The organism is Streptomyces pathocidini, assembly GCF_001418495.1.
Taxonomy (GTDB): domain Bacteria; phylum Actinomycetota; class Actinomycetes; order Streptomycetales; family Streptomycetaceae; genus Streptomyces; species Streptomyces pathocidini.
Genome location: NZ_LIQY01000605.1, coordinates 1 through 1,866 on the forward strand (window position 1 = coordinate 1; position 1,866 = coordinate 1,866).

A 1,866-nucleotide genomic window follows, 5' to 3' on the forward strand; every position below is an offset into this window, starting at 1 on the left:
CTCCAACGCCCCAGCGGCAGTGGCCTCAGAGGCAGTCGCCCCGGCTGAGGGCTACGCCGAAGCCGAACGCGAAGCCGTACTGCGTGTGATGCGCGAGCGCCGCGACATCCGCAAGGGCTTCCGCACGGACCCGGTCCCCAACGACGTACTCCTGCGCGTCCTGGAGGCCGCCCACACCGCCCCCAGCGTCGGCCACTCGCAGCCCTGGGACTTCGTCGTCATCCGCTCCGACGAGACCCGGCGCGCGATGCACGAACTGGCCATGCGCCAGCGCGACGCGTACGCCAAGTCGCTGCCCAAGGGCCGGGCCAAGCAGTTCAAGGAGCTGAAGGTCGAGGCCATCCTCGACACACCGGTGAACATCGTGGTCACCGCCGACCCCACCCGCGGTGGCCGCCACACCCTCGGCCGTCACACGCAGCCGCAGATGGCGCCGTACTCCTCCGCTCTGGCCGTGGAGAACCTCTGGCTCGCGGCGCGGGCCGAGGGCCTGGGCGTGGGCTGGGTCAGCTTCTTCGACGAGCGCGAGATGGTGCGCGCGCTCGGCCTCCCCGAGCACCTGGAGGTCGTCGCGTACCTCTGTGTCGGGTACGTGGACGAGTTCCCGGACGAGCCCGAACTGCTGCAGGCGGGCTGGTCCAAGCGCCGTCCGCTGTCGTGGGTCGTCCACGAGGAGACGTACGGCCGCCGGGCCCTGCCCGGCGCCGAACCGCACAACCTCCTCCAGGAGACCCTCCAGGGCATCCGCCCGCTGGACGCGAAGGCGCTCGGCGAGGCGTGGGAGCGCCAGAAGCGGATGACCAAGCCCGCGGGTGCGCTCGGCATGTTGGAGATCATCTCGGCGCAGCTGAGCGGACTCTCCCGGCAGTGCCCGCCGCCGATCCCCGAGCCGGCGGCGGTCGCGGTCTTCGCGGGCGACCACGGTGTGCACGCCCAGGGCGTGACCCCGTGGCCGCAGGAGGTCACCGCGCAGATGGTGGCCAACTTCCTCGGCGGCGGGGCGGTGTGCAACGCGTTCGCCAACCAGGTGGGCGCGGAGGTGTGCGTGGTGGACGTCGGCGTGGCGGGCGAACTCCCCGCCACGCCCGGGCTGCTGCCGCGCAAGGTGCGGCACGGCACCGAGGACTTCACGACCGGCCCCGCGCTCACCCGCGAGGAGGTCCTGAAGGCGATCGAGGTCGGCATCGAGACGGCCAGGGACCTGGTGGCGGCGGGCAACAAGGCCCTGCTCAGCGGCGAGATGGGCATCGCGAACACGACGGTGTCGGCCGCTCTGATCTCCGTCTATACGGGCATGGACCCGGCCGAGGTCACCGGCCGCGGCACCGGCATCAACGACGAGACGCACTCCCGCAAGATCGACGTCGTACGGCGCGCCCTCGACCTCCACCAGCCCGACCCCGCCGATCCGGTGGGCGTGCTGGCGGCGGTGGGCGGTCTCGAACACGCGGCGATCGTGGGCCTGTTGCTGGGCGCGGCGTCACTCCGTACGCCGGTGATCCTCGACGGCGTCAGCGCGGGCGCGGCTGCGCTGGTCGCCCGCGCGATCGCCCCGGAGGTGCTGGCGGCCTGCATCGCCGGCCACCGCAGCGCCGAACCGGGCCACCGAGCCGCCCTGACGAAGCTCGGCCTGCGCCCCCTGGTGGACCTGGACCTCCGCCTGGGCGAAGGCACCGGCGCCCTCCTGGCCCTCCCCGTAGTCCAAAGTGCCGCCAGAGCCATGCACGAGGTAGCCACCTTCGACTCCGCGGGGGTCACAGAAAAGGCGTAAAGCGAGGCGGTCTCCGCCGCGCCGGCGGGCCGTGGTTCGGCCAACGCTGTGGGCAGGCGTTCCGGAGGGCGGATCGGTGGGCACAACGGGGCCAC

Annotated in this window: 1 protein-coding gene; it reads left to right on the top strand. The window is 72.7% G+C overall.

The features are described from left to right. Nucleotides 1-1,771: nicotinate-nucleotide--dimethylbenzimidazole phosphoribosyltransferase (cobT, locus tag AOK16_RS23430; RefSeq protein WP_157859322.1), on the top strand; the 1,771-nt coding region annotated here is incomplete at its 5' end. Between the last annotated feature and the right edge of the window lie 95 nt (nucleotides 1,772-1,866).